13 protein-coding genes are annotated in these 13,632 nt (G+C 60.3%); 5 read left to right on the top strand and 8 right to left on the bottom strand.

Translation table 11 applies throughout. The features are described 5' to 3' along the window. Positions 1–29 precede the first annotated feature (29 nt). A complete protein-coding gene (locus tag BFP92_RS08390) occupies positions 30–1,463 on the top strand; it encodes a M48 family metalloprotease (RefSeq protein WP_065929116.1) in 1,434 nt (477 codons plus the stop codon). Between the two features lie 67 nt (positions 1,464–1,530). Here the strand turns inward: BFP92_RS08390 and BFP92_RS08385 are convergent, their stop codons facing one another. The 4 genes from BFP92_RS08385 to rpoE all read right to left on the bottom strand — a co-directional run bounded on the left by BFP92_RS08385 (position 1,531) and on the right by rpoE (position 5,382). Further along, a complete protein-coding gene (locus BFP92_RS08385; protein WP_065929115.1) occupies positions 1,531–2,970 on the bottom strand; it encodes a DegQ family serine endoprotease in 1,440 nt (479 codons plus the stop codon). Positions 2,971–3,204: 234 nt separating this feature from the next. Next, positions 3,205–4,164, bottom strand: coding sequence for a MucB/RseB C-terminal domain-containing protein (locus BFP92_RS08380; protein ID WP_065929114.1), 960 nt, complete (start codon positions 4,162–4,164; stop codon positions 3,205–3,207). A gap of 16 nt (positions 4,165–4,180) precedes the next feature. Beyond that, positions 4,181–4,768: a sigma-E factor negative regulatory protein gene (locus BFP92_RS08375; RefSeq protein WP_034096393.1), complete on the bottom strand. Its 588-nt coding sequence runs from the start codon at positions 4,766–4,768 to the stop codon at positions 4,181–4,183. Positions 4,769–4,800: 32 nt separating this feature from the next. Further along, a complete protein-coding gene (gene rpoE, locus BFP92_RS08370) occupies positions 4,801–5,382 on the bottom strand; it encodes an RNA polymerase sigma factor RpoE/AlgU (RefSeq protein ID WP_003172477.1) in 582 nt (193 codons plus the stop codon). Between the two features lie 463 nt (positions 5,383–5,845). Between rpoE and nadB the strand changes: the two genes are divergently transcribed. Next, complete coding sequence (gene nadB, locus BFP92_RS08365; protein ID WP_065929113.1) at positions 5,846–7,462, top strand: L-aspartate oxidase; 1,617 nt, start codon at positions 5,846–5,848, stop codon at positions 7,460–7,462. Here nadB and BFP92_RS08360 read toward each other — a convergent pair. Both BFP92_RS08360 and BFP92_RS08355 read right to left on the bottom strand, forming a co-directional pair. Further along, positions 7,431–7,877, bottom strand: a complete 447-nt coding sequence (locus BFP92_RS08360) for a hypothetical protein (RefSeq protein WP_065929112.1) — start codon at positions 7,875–7,877, stop codon at positions 7,431–7,433. The two genes, nadB and BFP92_RS08360, sit on opposite strands and share 32 nt — an antisense overlap. After that, complete coding sequence (locus BFP92_RS08355; protein WP_065929111.1) at positions 7,861–8,115, bottom strand: FAD assembly factor SdhE; 255 nt, start codon at positions 8,113–8,115, stop codon at positions 7,861–7,863. The genes BFP92_RS08360 and BFP92_RS08355 overlap by 17 nt, the downstream gene beginning before the upstream one ends. Positions 8,116–8,255: 140 nt before the next feature. Between BFP92_RS08355 and BFP92_RS08350 the strand changes: the two genes are divergently transcribed. Beyond that, entirely contained in the window at positions 8,256–9,197 is a 942-nt protein-coding gene (locus tag BFP92_RS08350) for a CAF17-like 4Fe-4S cluster assembly/insertion protein YgfZ (protein WP_065929110.1), read from the top strand. A 36-nt stretch (positions 9,198–9,233) separates the two neighbouring features. After that, a complete protein-coding gene (locus BFP92_RS08345) occupies positions 9,234–10,055 on the top strand; it encodes an HDOD domain-containing protein (protein ID WP_065929109.1) in 822 nt (273 codons plus the stop codon). Here the strand turns inward: BFP92_RS08345 and BFP92_RS08340 are convergent, their stop codons facing one another. Both BFP92_RS08340 and BFP92_RS08335 read right to left on the bottom strand, forming a co-directional pair. Continuing rightward, entirely contained in the window at positions 10,056–11,441 is a 1,386-nt protein-coding gene (locus BFP92_RS08340; protein WP_065929108.1) for a sensor histidine kinase, read from the bottom strand. Continuing rightward, positions 11,434–12,105, bottom strand: a complete 672-nt coding sequence (locus BFP92_RS08335) for a response regulator (RefSeq protein ID WP_017137322.1) — start codon at positions 12,103–12,105, stop codon at positions 11,434–11,436. The genes BFP92_RS08340 and BFP92_RS08335 overlap by 8 nt, the downstream gene beginning before the upstream one ends. A 235-nt stretch (positions 12,106–12,340) precedes the next feature. Between BFP92_RS08335 and BFP92_RS08330 the strand changes: the two genes are divergently transcribed. Beyond that, positions 12,341–13,630: an OprD family porin gene (locus tag BFP92_RS08330; RefSeq protein WP_065929107.1), complete on the top strand. Its 1,290-nt coding sequence runs from the start codon at positions 12,341–12,343 to the stop codon at positions 13,628–13,630. Positions 13,631–13,632: the final 2 nt, after the last annotated feature.

The following is a 13,632-nucleotide window of genomic DNA, read 5'->3' as shown; positions in this document are numbered from 1 at the left end:
AGTAAGCTCTTTGTCGAAAGGCTTTGTGCATGACTTTTTTGCGCCCTACCCTGCTGACGCTGGCTTGCCTGCTGGCCTCCCCGGCCTTCGCTGACGACCTGCCGTCACTCGGCGACGCCAGTTCTGCCATTGTCTCGCCGCAACAGGAATTCCAACTGGGCCGCGCATGGCTGGCCTACCTGCGGGGCCAGGTCTCGCAGCTCAATGACCCGCAGCTCAAGGATTACGTCGAAACCAGCGTGTACAAGCTGGTGGAGACCAGCCAGGTGAATGACCGGCGCCTGGAGTTCATCCTCATCGACAGCCCGCAACTCAACGCCTTTGCCGCACCCGGCGGGATTGTCGGGGTTAACGGTGGCCTGTTTCTGAATGCCCAGACCGAAGGCGAATATGCCTCGGTACTCGCTCACGAATTGGCTCACTTGTCCCAACGCCACTTTGCGCGAGGTGTGGAAGCGCAGTCGCGCATGCAGATCCCGATGATGGCCGCCCTGCTCGGCGGCATTATCGCGGCGGCAGCGGGTGCGGGCGATGCCGGCATTGCCGCAATTGCGGGCAGCCAGGCGGCAGCGATCCAGGAGCAGCGCAGGTTTTCCCGCCAGAACGAACAAGAGGCTGACCGCATCGGCATTCTTAATCTGGAAAAAGCCGGTTACGACCCACGCTCCATGCCGACCATGTTCGAACGCCTGATGCGCCAATACCGTTTCGATGCCAAGCCACCGGAATTTTTGCTGACTCACCCGGTGACCGAATCGCGGATTGCCGACACCCGCAACCGTGCCGAGCAAGCCAAGCAGGGCGGTAAGGAAGACAGCTTGCGCTACCAGTTGATTCGCGCACGGGTGCAGTTGCAATACGAAGACACGCCGGGGCTGGCCGCCAAGCGTTTCCAGGCACAATTGGACGAGAACCCGAAAAACGATGTAGCCCGTTACGGGCTGGCCATCGCGCAGATCAAGGGTACCCAGTTCAAAGAGGCGCGGGAAAGCTTGCAGCCGCTGCTGGCCAAGGCGCCCAACGACATTACTTACAACCTGGCGCAGATCGAGCTGGATATCGACAGCAACCACCTGCCGGATGCCCAGCAACGTACTGATCGGATGCTGGCCCAGTACCCCGGCAGCTACCCGCTGAATCAGATACGCATTGATGTGCTGCTCAAGCAGAACCGTACGGCCGATGCTGAAAAAGCCTTGGATGGGTTGCTCAAGTCGCGTCCCGATGATCCGGATGTGTGGTACCAGGTGGCAGAGACTCGCGGCCTGTCCGGCAATATCATTGGCCTGCATCAGGCGCGTGCCGAGTACTTTGCACTGGTGGGTGACTTCAAGCAGGCTATTCAGCAACTGGACTTTGCCAAGCGTCGGGCCGGCAACAACTTCCCACTGTCCTCGCGCATCGACGCGCGCCAGCGTGAGCTGATCGAACAGGAACGCCTGGTGAAAGGGATGATGAGCTAAAACCATCGCCCACAAAAAAGCCCCGCTTTCGTTAACCGACAGCGGGGCTTTTTATTGAGCTAGCGGATTACTCGGCCAGCTTGAAGGTGATGAAACTTGCACGCCCCTGACGCAGCACGCGCATCGACACCGAGCGATTCTTCGGCAACGCTTTGGCGATGTCGGTGAACTCCTTGGTGGAGTTGATCGCCTGGTTGTTCAGGTGGGTGATCACGTCGCCCGGCTGCAGGCCGATCAGGGCGGCTGGGCCGTCCTGGACTTCTTTGATCACAACACCGCTCTTGAGGTCGAAGCTCTTCTTCTGCTCGTCGGTCAATTCAACCACGGCAATGCCCAAGCGATTGCTGCTGCGTTCAGCGCCGGGTTTGGCGTTGCCCAGCGCATCCAGGGTTGCACCCTCTTCCGGGATCGCGCCGACGGTCAGCTCAACGGTCTGGCGCTTGCCGTCACGGATCACTTCCAGCTTGGCTTTGCTGCCGGCTTTCAAGGCACCCACCAGATGTGGCAGGTCGGCGGACATGATGATCGGCTGGCCATTCATGCTCAGGATCACATCGCCCACTTGCAGGCCGCCTTTGGCAGCAGGGCCGTCGTCCTGGATCTGCGCGACCAGGGCACCGGCCGGCTTGTCGAGGCCGAACGATTCAGCCAGGTCTTTGTTCACTTCCTGGATCACCACACCCAACCAGCCACGGCTGACCTTGCCACCGCTTTTGAGTTGGTTGGAAACGTCCATGGCCACGTCGATCGGGATGGCAAAGGACACGCCCATGAAGCCACCGGAGCGGGTGTAGATCTGCGAGTTGATCCCCACCACTTCGCCCGCGAGGTTAAACAGCGGACCGCCGGAGTTACCCGGATTGATCGGCACGTCGGTCTGGATGAACGGCACGTAGTTTTCGTTTGGCAGGCTGCGGCCGATGGCGCTGACGATGCCCTGGGTCACGGTATGGTCGAAGCCGAACGGCGAACCGATCGCGACCACCCACTGCCCGGCTTTCAGGTCCTGGGATTTACCCAGCTTCAGCACAGGCAGGTCTTTGCCTTCGATTTTCAGCAAAGCCACGTCGGAGCGTGGGTCGGTGCCCACCAGCTTGGCTTTCAACTCACTGCGGTCGGCCAGGCGCACGAGAATTTCGTCAGCGTCGGCAATCACATGATTGTTAGTGAGGATGTAACCGTCAGGCGAAATGATGAAGCCCGAGCCCAGGGACTGCGCCTCGCGCTGACCGCCACCGCCGCCACGCGGGGAACGTTGTTGCGGCATACCGCGCTCGAAGAACTCGCGCAGCATGGGCGGCAGGCCTTCCAGGTCAGGCATCTGCTGGTTCGAGACTTTGCGATCCGGCAGCTTCTGCGTGGTACTGATGTTCACCACGGCAGGCGAGGCCTGCTCCACCAGTTGGGTGAAGTCAGGCAGCTCGACCGCTTGCGCGGACACTGCCTGACCCAGCACCAATACCGTGGCGACTAGGGTTAGGTAAGACTTCAAACGTGGTATCGACATACAGCTCCCATTACGACGAGCAGGGTTGAGCGACAGGGTTCAAGAAACGCCGAAAACTTCGACCGGCATTTTTGTTCCGCGAACAAAATAAGGTCAGAGCCGACAAGCTCTGACCTATAAAAAACATGGGGATTTTTTGCAAGTGAAAATACTGATCCAGAAATTTCATGCTCTCAGCCCCCAACCACGCAAAGGCTCACATTGAAAGGTCAGGATGAACATAGGATTAACGACTCATGGCTTGGCGGCGGTCTTTTCGCCGCGCACCGACAGCGCGATGCGTTCGGCAGTGCCGATGGGAATTTCGCCGACAACCGTCACCATGACTTCGCCATCGACCGTGTTCAGACGACGCGACACGGCGACCGTTGGGCCAAGTTGCGTACGAGTTTCGCTCACACTCGCACCGTCGGTGGACTCAAGAAATACTGAGAAACGTGCAAGTCCGTCGTCATACATCAGACTGTCGACCGTAGCGTGGGTCTGAGTATCTTTTCGCGAGACGCTGCTGGTGAGCTGAAAACCGGGAGGCAACCAGTCCAGATGCCAAGCGTGCGTAGCAGGTACCTCGGGTGCTTTGGTGCTGGAAACAGCAACAGGTGAGCATTCGCTGCTGGGCTGTAAGTCACGATCTGACGGCGCAGCCGAGGTGTTCAGTCGAGTGAACTGGAAGCGCTCCAACAACTGGCCCTGCTCATTGAGTAACAGGGATTTCAGCGGCAGCGCGGTTTCACGATCCAGGTGCAACTCAAAGCCATATCGGTATTGATCACGGGGAGTAATCGACACAATCACCGCATTTCGACCGGCCACGCGAGATTTGCCAATGACGGCCAGTGCGTAGAATTGAGTTAGTTTTTGCGGATCCAGAGCGCGCGAAGGCGCATCAGGCGAATTGCCAAGGCCGGCGACCAAGGTGCCACTGACACATTGGGTACGACCGTCTACCCGCACCAGTTCCTGGGCAGAGCCATCGAGCTGCAACAGCCGCTCACGGACGTGACCGTCCTGGACGCGATGCCAGATGTCATGGGTAGAAAAGTTGCCGTTACGCTCGTAGACGAACGTACCTGCAAAGCTTTGCTGCTGCTCTGCACGCCCAAGTCGAGTCAGCCAGTCTTGGGCTTCGTCGGCATGGGCGGATAGTGCAAAACAACCACTGAGCAAAAGCGTAAGGAGCGGTATGGCGCGCATAGGGCCCCTTAGCGGTTTAGCGGTTTTCCAGGCTGGCTGCACGAGCGTATGGCAGAGCGCTTTCAGTGCCTTTCAAAGCAGATTCCTGTGCATGTTGGCGCAGGTAGCCTGGAAGACGCTGGTCCTGCCAGCCGGATTGCCCTTGAAGTACACCGTTGGCCATAGGGCCAGTGGCATCAGAGCTTTCCTTGTAGCCGGCCAGTACCGCCGGGCCTTTGACTTGCGGACCGGCCATGACCGGTTGCTGAGTCTGCTGGGCCAGTTCGGCACCGGCGATTTCGTCCTGGTTGTACAGGCGAACACCGGCCAACACGGCAACAGTCACCGAGGCTGCTACTGCCAAGCGACCCAGGCTACGCCATGGACCACGAGCAGCTTTCGCCGGAACGGCTTCATCGGCCAACGCGGCAGAAACGGCCGCAGCAATATCCAGACGAGGGATTAGTAGATCCTTGTGCATCACCGCCCGAGCGACTTGGTAACGAGACCAGGTATCACGGGTTTCGGCATCATCAAATGCATTGAGCACTCGACGAAGTTCCAGTTCATCCGCTTCGTTATCCATCACTGCGGACAGCGATTCCTGCAGGGCATCACGACTCATGGCGGTTCCTCTCTTGGCTGTCGCCGCTGTCTTTAGTTTTCCTGCAACAACGGTTGCAAGGCTTTGTCGATGGCTTCCCGGGCCCGGAAAATCCGTGACCTTACAGTCCCCACCGGACATTGCATGACGCTCGCAATGTCTTCGTAACTGAGACCATCGAATTCACGTAAAGTTAACGCCGTACGCAAATCTTCTGGCAGTTGCTGAATAGTGCGATGAACGGTGCCCTCGATCTCGTCGCGCAGCAAAGCACGTTCCGGCGACTCGAGATCTTTGAGGCCGTGATCACCATCGTAAAATTCTGCATCTTCTGAACTTACATCACTGTCCGGTGGGCGGCGGCCGCGAGACACCAGATAGTTCTTCGCCGTGTTAATGGCGATGCGGTAGAGCCACGTATAAAACGCACTATCACCGCGAAAATTGCCAAGTGCACGGTACGCCTTGATAAAGGCTTCCTGTGCAACGTCCTGCGCTTCATGGGTGTCGTGCACAAACCGCACGATCAACCCGAGAATTTTGTGCTGGTATTTCAGCACTAGCAGATCAAATGCTCGCTTGTCGCCACGCTGAACGCGCTCGACCAGCTGCTGATCCTCTTCCTGGGTTAGCATGAACACTCCTCGTTGTACTCGCAGGAGGCTTGCATAACTAAACGATCAGGCTTGCAAACATAGACTAGGACTTCTCGCAAAAGTTCTCCCCCTCCAAGCAAGTTTCCGGCATGCACTGATTTGGCACACACGAAAAACGCAGCGCGGGCTAGGCCGGCTGCGCGAATAATCTTGTCGCCGGTTTTCTGACGCGTCCAATGCTCCCGACGGGCCAATAAACTCAACGTTTTCCCAGCTTTCGGGCAACCTGCTATTGAGTCGGGGCTCATGCAAAAAGTTCCCATCTCAATAGCCGGCCCATATGACCCCAGCTGTGCACCGTAATTTCACTTTGCCACGAATGCCCCGCTATTGTGCCGCTCCCCCCCTCTATATACTAGTGGCCCGTGTGACCCTTTGATTCGCCGATCCAGGCGTCCTGTTTGCGCCAGACCTTTGGATCGCTTTTTGCGGAATCCTTCAAATGAGCCAACAGTTTCAACACGATGTTCTGGTGATCGGTAGCGGTGCGGCCGGCTTGAGCCTGGCACTCACCCTCCCCAGCCACTTGCGCATTGCGGTCCTGAGTAAGGGCGACCTGGCCAACGGCTCGACATTCTGGGCCCAGGGCGGCGTCGCAGCCGTACTGGACGACACCGATACCGTGCAATCCCACGTCGAAGACACCCTTAATGCCGGCGGCGGCCTGTGCAACGAAGACGCGGTGCGCTTCACCGTTGAGCATAGCCGCGAAGCCATCCAATGGCTGATCGACCAGGGCGTGCCGTTCACCCGCGACGAACACGCCGGCAGTGATGACGGCGGATTCGAATTCCACCTGACCCGCGAGGGCGGCCACAGCCATCGCCGCATCATTCACGCCGCCGACGCCACCGGCGCCGCCATCTTCAAAACGCTGCTCGAGCAAGCCCGCCAGCGCCCCAATATCGAACTGCTGGAGCAACGCGTCGCCGTCGACCTGATCACCGAAAAGCGCCTGGGCCTGGACGGCGAACGCTGCCTCGGCGCCTACGTGCTCAACCGAGCCAGTGGCGAAGTCGATACTTACGGCGCACGCTTCACCATTCTGGCCTCGGGCGGCGCCGCCAAGGTCTACCTCTATACCAGCAACCCCGACGGCGCCTGCGGTGACGGCATCGCCATGGCCTGGCGTTCGGGCTGCCGGGTGGCCAACCTGGAATTCAACCAGTTCCACCCCACCTGCCTGTATCACCCGCAAGCCAAGAGTTTCCTGATCACCGAAGCCCTGCGCGGTGAAGGTGCGCACCTGAAACTGCCCAACGGCGAGCGTTTCATGCAGCGCTTCGACCCGCGTGCCGAGCTGGCGCCACGGGATATAGTGGCCCGCGCCATCGACCACGAAATGAAGCGCCTGGGCATCGACTGCGTGTACCTGGACATCAGCCACAAACCCGAAGCCTTCATCAAGACCCACTTTCCCACCGTCTACGAACGTTGCCTGGCATTCAACATCGACATCACCAAAGGCCCGATCCCGGTGGTGCCGGCTGCGCACTACACGTGCGGCGGCGTGATGGTCGACCAAAACGGTCGCACTGACGTGCCTGGCCTGTATGCGATCGGCGAAACCAGCTTCACCGGCCTGCATGGCGCCAACCGCATGGCCAGCAACTCGTTGCTCGAATGTTTCGTTTATGCACGCTCGGCGGCTGCCGACATCCTTGAGCAACTGCCCCGCATTCCGGTGCCCGCCGCCCTGCCGCGCTGGGACGCCAGCCAAGTGACCGATTCCGACGAAGACGTGATCATCGCGCACAACTGGGACGAGCTGCGGCGCTTCATGTGGGACTACGTAGGCATTGTGCGCACCAATAAGCGTCTGGCGCGGGCTCAACACCGCGTGCGCTTGCTGCTGGACGAAATCGACGAGTTCTACAGCAACTACAAAGTCAGCCGCGACCTGATCGAGTTGCGCAACCTGGCCCAGGTTGCCGAATTGATGATCCGCTCAGCCATGGAGCGCAAGGAAAGCCGTGGCCTGCATTACACCCTCGACTACCCGCAAATGCTGCCCGAAGCCCGCGACACTATTCTGGTGCCAACCACCTACGGCGGCTGAACTTCAAGCGTACCCGCAGGCGCCGGTGCACATCGGCGACCTGCGAATCCATCGGTACGCAAACCGAGCGCACCCACCACTGGCCCGGCACCCGGTAGCGCAGCACCACGATCAGCGGCAGCGCCAGGCTGTCCGGGCGCAACTGCACGCCGTGCCAGCCACGCTCGGCACTGAACAACTGCCAGCCGTCTTCGTCACGGCGCAGGCCACGAATCGACGAACGGTGAGTCAGCAGAATATGACGCGGCAGAACCCAGCCGGCATGCGCCAGGCACAACAGCATGCCAAGGCTTGCGAAGGGCAAATCAATAATCAACAAGGCACCCAGCGCGAACAGCTGGGCAAGCAGATACGCCGCCAGCAACAGCCGCGAGGCCTGCCAGCGGCACTCGAAGCGATTACTTGGGCTGGACACGATCCAGAATCATCCGAACCATGCGCTGCAGCTCCGGGTCTTCAGATTCGGCGCGCTCCATGAACCAGCCAAACATGTCCTGGTCTTCACACTCCAGCAGCCGCACATAGAGGTCGCGGTCTACCTTATCCAGCGTCGCGTACACTTCTTTAGTGAACGGCACCAGCAACACATCCAGCTCCAGCATGCCACGGCGGCTGTGCCAGTAGAGGCGGTTGATTTCTACTTCTTCTACCATGGACTGCTCCTCAAATAGCGCGCAAGTATACAGGGCCGACGGCAGCGGGACACTCGGCTTTGGTCGCCCCATATGGAAACTATCCATTTGCCGGGCGCCCCTCTATGATGCACCCATGACTTTTTGACCTGCGAAGACCCATGGCCGACTCTGCATTTTTCTGCCCCCTGACACACGAAGGCGTCCTCGCCGTCCGCGGCTCCGACGCTGCCAAGTTCCTGCAAGGGCAACTGACCTGCAACCTCAATTACCTGAGCGACACCCAGGCCAGCCTCGGCGCACGCTGTACGCAAAAAGGCCGCATGCAGTCGAGTTTTCGCATCCTGCTGCAAGGTGACGGCGTATTGCTGGCGATGGCCACCGAGCTGCTCGAACCGCAACTGGCAGACCTGAAAAAATACGCGGTGTTCTCCAAATCCAAACTCACCGACGAAAGCGCTGCCTGGGCACGCTTTGGCCTGTCGAATGCCGATCAAACCCTGGCCACCTTCGGCCTTGAGCTGCCGGCCGACACCGACAGCGTGGTGCGCACCGACACATTGATTGCCATTCGTGTCTCCGTGAATCGCGCCGAACTCTGGGTGCCTGCCGAGCACGCCGAAACAGTAGGCCAACAATTGACCAGCCAACTGCAACAAGCTGACTTGAATGCCTGGCTGCTGGGCCAGATCCGCGCCGGCATCGGGCAAGTCATGCCACAGACCCGCGAGCTGTTCATCCCGCAGATGCTCAACCTGCAAGCCGTTGGCGGCGTCAGCTTCAAAAAAGGCTGCTACACCGGCCAGGAAATCGTCGCGCGCATGCAGTACCTGGGCAAACTCAAGCGTCGCCTGTATCGCCTGAGCCTCGATGCGGCGCAGTTGCCCGAGCCAGGCGCCCCGCTGTTCTCGCCCAACCATAACAGCGCGATCGGCGAAGTCGTCATCGCGGCAAAAGCTGACCAATCAATTGAACTTCTGGCCGTGCTGCAAGCCGAAGCTGCCGACAACGGCGATGTGCACGTAGGCAGCCTGGAAGGCCCGGGCCTCAACCTGCTCGACTTGCCGTACCAACTGGATCGCGATAAAGAGATCCAGCGTTAATCGCCGTACCCTTTTGCAACGCCCTAGAGAGCATGAATGAACAAGCTGGCGGAAAAAGTCCAACAGGCTTTGGTGAAGGCCATCGACAACGATGACCTGGTTCTGCCGACATTACCGGAAGTGGCCTTGAACATTCGTCAGGCCGCCGAAGACCCGGATATCAGCATCAGCCACTTGAGCAAAGTGATCAGTCGCGATACCGCCCTGTCGGCGCGCCTGATCAAAGTGGTCAACAGCCCGCTGCTGCGTGCCACCCAGGAAGTCACCGACCTGCATACCGCCATCACGCGGCTGGGCACCAACTACAGCAGCAACCTGGCCATCGGCTTGGTCATGGAACAGATCTTCCACGCCCGCTCCGAAGTCGTCGAACTGAAAATGCGCGAAGTGTGGCGCCGCAGCCTGGAAGTGGCGGGTGTGAGCTACGCCTTGTGCCGTAACCATAGCCAGCTCAAGCCGGACCAGGCAGCCCTCGGCGGGCTGGTGCATCAGATTGGCGTGCTGCCGATCCTCACCTACGCCGAAGACCATTACGAACTGCTGGCCGACCCGGTCAGCCTCAACCATGTGATCGACAGCATCCACCCGTTGCTGGGCGACAAACTCCTGGGTGTGTGGGACTTCCCGGAAATGCTGGCCAAGCTGCCGGGGCAGTACCTGAACCTGGAGCGCGACTCCCCGATTCTGGACTACATCGACGTGGTGCAAATCGCCGCACTGTATTGCCACCGCGGCACCGCGCATCCACTGGCCAACGTAGACGTGACCAGCCTGCCGGCGCTCAAGAAACTGCGCATCGACCCCTACAGCGAGACGCTGCGTGCGGAGTTGGATGAAGCGCGCTCGATGTTCTATTGACTACCCCGCGATAAAACTCACCCGCACCTTCAACCCCGCCAACTCACCATCGTGCAGGCTGATCTGGGCCAAGTGCGCCCGGCAGATCTCGCCGACAATCGCCAGCCCCAAGCCTGAGCCCATGCCCTGCTGGCTGCGGCGGTAGAAACGTTCGAAGACCCGATCCCGTTCATCCAGCGGGATGCCTGGGCCGTCATCTTCAACTTCAAGGATGGCTGGCGCGGTCACCCGCAGGATCACATTGCCGCCCGGCGGAGTGTGGGCCAGGGCGTTATCCACCAGATTGCTCAGCAGTTCATTCAACAAGGTCGGCTCACCGCGCAGCCACACCGGTTCATCCGCCTCCAACGCCAGGGCAACGCCTCGTGCGTGGGCCAGTGGCGCCATGGCCATGCCCAGCTCCCGCGCCAGTTGGCTGAGGTCAAGCAATTGCGCACCGCCCTCGGCGATCGCCCGGGCGCCGTTTTCGATGCGTGCCAGGGATAACAGTTGGTTGGCCAAATGGGTCAGACGGTCAGTACCTTGAGCGGCGGTTTCCAAGGTGCTGCGCCAGGTCGCCGGGTCGCTGCTGCGCAGGCCCAGCTCAAGCCGGGCCTTGAGCGCCGCCAGCGGAGTGCGCAGTTCGTGGGCGGCGTCGGCAATAAACTGCGCCTGGCGCTCGAACTGGCCGCGCAGGCGCTCGGTGAAGTGATTGAGCGAGCGCACCAACGGGCCGAACTCGTGTTGCACCTCCACCAGCGGCAGCGGGCGCAAATCATCGGGCTGGCGCTCTTCCACGGCGGTGCGCAGGCGCTCCAGCGGGCGCAGCGCCGCGCTCACGGCAAACCACACCAGCAATAACGCACCGACCGCCAGCATGCCCAGGCGCAGCAAAGTGTCGGCCATCAGGCTGCGGGCCATGCTTTCGCGCGCTTCGTCGGTTTCGGCCACGCGAATTTCCGCCATGCCGTTCATGTTCGGCTCCGACACCGCCTTGAGCAGGCTGACCACCCGTACATGCTGGCCCTGGTACATGGCGTTGTAGAAGCGCGCCAACGCCGGGTAATCATCGGTGCGCGGCGTGCCCGGCGGCGGGCCAGGGAGGTTCTCGTAGCCGGAGATCAATTTTCGATCGATGTCATTGACCTGATAATAGATCCGCCCCGCACTGTCGTAGGCGAACGTGTCCAGCGCCACATACGGCACGTTGGCGCTCAGGGTGCCGTCCACCTGGGTCAACCCGGCAGCAATGGTACGCGCCGAGGCGAGCAAGGTGCGGTCATAGGCGGTGTCGGCGGCTTCGCGGCCATTCCAGTAAGCACTCATGCCGCTGGCGAGCATCAGCACCACCAGCAACAGCGCCAGGTTCCACAATAGCCGCCAGCGCAGGCTGCTGGGCTTATGCATCGCGCGCTTCCAGCAGGTAGCCAAGGCCACGGAAGGTCACGATCGCGATGGGCTGGCCGTCGAGCTTCTTGCGCAGGCGGTGCACGTAGATTTCAATCGCGTCGGGGCTGGCTTCCTCATCCAGGCCGAACACTTGCGAGGCCAATTGCTCCTTGCTCATCACGCGGCCGGGCCGGGCGATCAGCGCCTCAAGCACCGCCTGCTCGCGGGAGGTCAGCGTCATCAGCTCGCCGCCCACGGTGAAACGCCGGGTATCCAGGTCGTAGACCAGCACGCCGCACGCCTGCTGACGCTCGCCGCCCAGCACACTACGGCGCAGCAACGCCTTGACCCGCGCTTCCAGCTCGGTCAACTCAAAGGGCTTGGCCAGGTAGTCATCAGCGCCCAGGTTCAGGCCATGCACACGGTCTTTTACATCACTGCGCGCCGTCAACATCAACACGGGCAGATTTTTTCCACGCGCCCGCAGTCGCGCCAGCACCTCAAAACCGTCCATGCGCGGCAGCCCCACATCGAGGATCACCACCGCGTATTCCTCGCTGCTCAGGGCCAGGTCCGCGGCCACGCCGTCGTGCAACACGTCGACGGTCAAACCCGTGCTCTTGAGCGCTTGGGCAACACTTTCGGCGAGTTGCAGATGGTCTTCAACCAAGAGGACGCGCATGGATTTTCACCTCGTTCTGGCATGGTCGACGCCACGCTTTGGCGGGCAGTTTACAGGCGCCGCCTGCCCTGTGAAGCCCGAAAACATTGAAAGACAACTGAAAGGTTAGTGAAAGCTTCGCCCTTTAGCATCCAGCAACGGTGGCTAATGCCCGCTGAGCTACCTGATCCGTAGCGCCCGAAAAACGCCTCGAAGCGTTTTCGCCAAAATAAGAACAATAACGGAGTACACCACAATGCTGTCGACCCAGCCCCAGGCTTGCCCGCCTGTGCGTTTTTCCCGTCTTGCCAAGACCGCCCTTGCCAGTGCCACCGCCCTTGCCAGCTTTTCGCCGCTTAGCCAGGCTGCCTTCTTCGAAGACAGTAGCGCTACGCTGGAAACTCGCAACATGTACTTCAACCGCGACTTTCGCGACGGCACCAGCGCACAACAATCCAAGCGCGATGAATGGGCCCAGGGCTTCATGCTCAATCTGCAGTCGGGCTACACCGACGGCACCGTCGGCTTTGGCGTGGACGCGCTGGGCATGCTTGGAGTCAAGCTCGACTCCAGCCCCGACCGCACAGGTTCTGGCTTGCTGCCCACCGATAACGGCCGCGCTGTCGACGACTACTCCAAACTCGGCCTGACCGGCAAAGTGAAGATCTCCGCCACCGAACTCAAGATCGGCGCGCTGATCCCCGAACTGCCGATCCTCAAACCCAACGACGGCCGCATCCTGCCGCAGACCTTCAACGGTGGCTTGCTGACCTCCAAAGAATTCAAAAACCTGGTGTTTACCGGCGGCCGCCTGGATAAAGCCAAAGACCGCGATTCCACCGACTACGAAGAAATCGCCCTCAACAACAAGAACAGCCGTTTCGTCAGCGGCGCTACCGGCAAGCACTTCAACTTCGGCGGCGTGGATTACAAGTTTGCCGACAAGATCACCGGCAGCTACCACTTCGCCCAACTCGATGACGTGTACCGCCAGCACTTCCTCGGCCTGGTTGCCTCGCGCCCACTCGGCCCAGGCACCTTCGGCACCGACTTGCGCCTGGCCATCAGTGATGACACGGGCGCGGCCCATGGCGGCAAGATCGACAACACATCCCTCAACGGCCTGTTCAGCTATGCCCTCAATGGCCATAAGCTCAGCGCCGGTTACCAGCACATGTCCGGCGACAGCGCCTTTCCCTATGTGGATGGCGCCGACCCGTACCTGGTCAACTTCGTACAAATCAACGACTTTGCCGGCGCCGAAGAACGCTCCTGGCAAGCGCGCTACGACTACGATTTCGCCAAGCTGGGTATTCCCGGCCTGAGCTTCATGAGCCGTTACCTGTCAGGTGACAACATCAAACTCAAGAACGGCGAGACCGGCAAGGAGTGGGAACGCAACAGCGAGATCCGCTACATCGTGCAAAGCGGCACGTTCAAGGATGTCGCGTTTCGCCTGCGTAACGCCACGTACCGCTCCAACTACTCGGCCCGTGATGCGGATGAAGTGCGCGTGCTGGTGAGTTACAGCCTGGCTCTTTGGTAGTC

The sequence above is a fragment of the Pseudomonas sp. 58 R 3 genome (assembly GCF_900006605.1).
Classification (GTDB): domain Bacteria; phylum Pseudomonadota; class Gammaproteobacteria; order Pseudomonadales; family Pseudomonadaceae; genus Aquipseudomonas; species Aquipseudomonas salomonii.
The sequence above is the reverse complement of the archived record's forward strand: the minus strand, read 5'-3'. Positions and strand labels throughout refer to the sequence as shown.

Coding starts and splice junctions, on each gene's coding strand:
- BFP92_RS08390 (WP_065929116.1), top strand. CDS start 30: ATGACTTTTTTGCGCCCTACCCTGCTGACGCTGGCTTGCCTGCTGGCC.
- BFP92_RS08385 (WP_065929115.1), bottom strand. CDS start 2,970: ATGTCGATACCACGTTTGAAGTCTTACCTAACCCTAGTCGCCACGGTA.
- BFP92_RS08380 (WP_065929114.1), bottom strand. CDS start 4,164: ATGCGCGCCATACCGCTCCTTACGCTTTTGCTCAGTGGTTGTTTTGCA.
- BFP92_RS08375 (WP_034096393.1), bottom strand. CDS start 4,768: ATGAGTCGTGATGCCCTGCAGGAATCGCTGTCCGCAGTGATGGATAAC.
- rpoE (WP_003172477.1), bottom strand. CDS start 5,382: ATGCTAACCCAGGAAGAGGATCAGCAGCTGGTCGAGCGCGTTCAGCGT.
- nadB (WP_065929113.1), top strand. CDS start 5,846: ATGAGCCAACAGTTTCAACACGATGTTCTGGTGATCGGTAGCGGTGCG.
- BFP92_RS08355 (WP_065929111.1), bottom strand. CDS start 8,115: ATGGTAGAAGAAGTAGAAATCAACCGCCTCTACTGGCACAGCCGCCGT.
- BFP92_RS08350 (WP_065929110.1), top strand. CDS start 8,256: ATGGCCGACTCTGCATTTTTCTGCCCCCTGACACACGAAGGCGTCCTC.
- BFP92_RS08345 (WP_065929109.1), top strand. CDS start 9,234: ATGAACAAGCTGGCGGAAAAAGTCCAACAGGCTTTGGTGAAGGCCATC.
- BFP92_RS08340 (WP_065929108.1), bottom strand. CDS start 11,441: ATGCATAAGCCCAGCAGCCTGCGCTGGCGGCTATTGTGGAACCTGGCG.
- BFP92_RS08335 (WP_017137322.1), bottom strand. CDS start 12,105: ATGCGCGTCCTCTTGGTTGAAGACCATCTGCAACTCGCCGAAAGTGTT.
- BFP92_RS08330 (WP_065929107.1), top strand. CDS start 12,341: ATGCTGTCGACCCAGCCCCAGGCTTGCCCGCCTGTGCGTTTTTCCCGT.